The 1,582-nt window shown below is 58.5% G+C and carries 3 protein-coding genes; 1 reads left to right on the top strand and 2 read right to left on the bottom strand.

Features of this window, described 5'->3' with window-relative positions; all coding sequences use genetic code 11:
• Nucleotides 1–219 (bottom strand): transposase (locus tag ASC97_RS29450; protein WP_200959565.1); only part of this gene is annotated, 219 nt, incomplete at its 3' end.
• 653 nt (nt 220–872) lie between these two features.
• Nucleotides 873–1,103 carry a TraC family protein gene (locus ASC97_RS33685; RefSeq protein ID WP_082530227.1) on the bottom strand — a complete coding sequence of 77 codons (231 nt, stop codon included), beginning with the start codon at nt 1,101–1,103 and terminating at the stop codon, nt 873–875.
• A gap of 246 nt (nt 1,104–1,349) precedes the next feature.
• Here ASC97_RS33685 and ASC97_RS29440 point away from each other — a divergent pair.
• A partial coding sequence (locus ASC97_RS29440) for a MobA/MobL family protein (protein ID WP_156390498.1) occupies nt 1,350–1,582 on the top strand: 233 nt, incomplete at its 3' end.

The raw sequence follows: 1,582 nt of genomic DNA, 5'->3' as shown, positions 1-1,582 counted from the left end.
AAGCTCGACGGTTCCAGCCCGCGTCTCCCAATCGCGGTCACGGTAGCCATTGCGTTGAGCGAGCCGCATCGGGTTCTTCTCACCAAAGTCAGCACCCGTAGCCGAGCCGACCTCCAGCTCCATCAGCCGCTCGGCGGCAAAGCCAATCATCTCACGCAATAAATCTGCATCCGCGCTCTTCTCAACGAGGGAGCGCACGTTCATCATGTCATTGGTCATCGGTGGTCTTTCCGTCAGGTTGGTCTTTGAACAACCCGACCCTAGCGGAAAACACTGATGGCCGCCCGCAAACCCAACCACCCGCTACAGCGCTATGAAAAGCGCGCGGGCGTTCGGCTTTGCTACCTCCAGTCAGCTACACCACGTCCCGGGACACGATCCCCTCTGCTTAATCGCGGAGGCAGTTCTAATTCAGAGAAGGATGGTGGACCGCGTCGGCAACCGGGGGGATGCAACGCGGTGGGGTGGGAGAGTCCGCGCGACGCGATCCGCGATGGAAACTGCCGTCGAGCGATTTAGTTCCTTGGATGAGGTGCGTTCGCTAGAGACCAAATCCCGCAAATAGAAAATTCCTAATATTTACTTCTTAGCTTCTTAGCCGGCGAAGTGTGAGCGTCCGGCGAAGGCATTTTCGTTTGGTGGAGAGGCCGATATTATAGGCCGCGTTTCATCTCGTCTGCCATAACGCGTTCGACCACATCCGGATCAGTTTGTAGGGTTGTGCGATCATGCCGTCAGCATCCCGTTTTCAGGGTTCAACGTCCAACGACAGTTTTGAATCGGTTCCACCTCATCGATTCATTTCGGTGATTCAGGCAGGTTAGCTTTTCCGGGTGGGCCGCCTGTGGCGGATGGCTTTGTTCGCCGTTGCCTCACCAACCCTGACGGGTTTCGTCCTTAGGTGACGATCCTGCAGCGAGACGCAATGCCGTGGTGCCCCGTAGCCGCCGGGCGAGCTCGATCATGGCTCCGGGCAGAAGCGCCCGTTTTTCGAACCGGAGGCCGGCCTCGCCGAGCCGCTCGGCTTCCTTTGTCTCGGCGACCTTGAGGCGTTCCTGCAGCTTGGCGATTTCGTCCCGGATCTTTGAAGATGGTTTCTTCATTTCGATAATCTCCCTGGCTGAGAACGCTTGTCTTTCGAAGCCAGTTTTCCCGACGGCAGTGCGGAACGCACTCCTGTGAATCTTACAATCGCCAAGGGCGATGCTTTGGGAAATGATCCCGCCGTTCCGAAGGAGCGGATTTGAAGGGCGCAATTATACGTCGCTGACGCGACGCCCTGCTTTTGGGCCCAGCTGCGCCTCCGACGGACCCGTTGGAATTATTTGATCGAAGGAGGCGTTTATCCCGTGGCCGTGCCGCATTTTTCAGTCAGCATCGTCGCCCGTGGCTCCGGCCGCAGCGCCCTGCTGTCGGCGGCTTACCGGCACTGCGCCAAGATGGAGTACCAGCGGGAAGTCCGGACGATCGACTACACGCGCAAACAAGGCCTGCTGCATGAGGAGTTCATCATTCCGACCGATGCCCCGAACTGGCTGCGGACAATGATCGCCGATCGCTTGGTGTCCGACGCGTCGGAAGC

It is taken from the genome of Rhizobium sp. Root1203 (assembly GCF_001424945.1).
GTDB lineage: Bacteria > Pseudomonadota > Alphaproteobacteria > Rhizobiales > Rhizobiaceae > Rhizobium.
The sequence above is the reverse complement of the archived record's forward strand: the minus strand, read 5'-3'. Positions and strand labels throughout refer to the sequence as shown.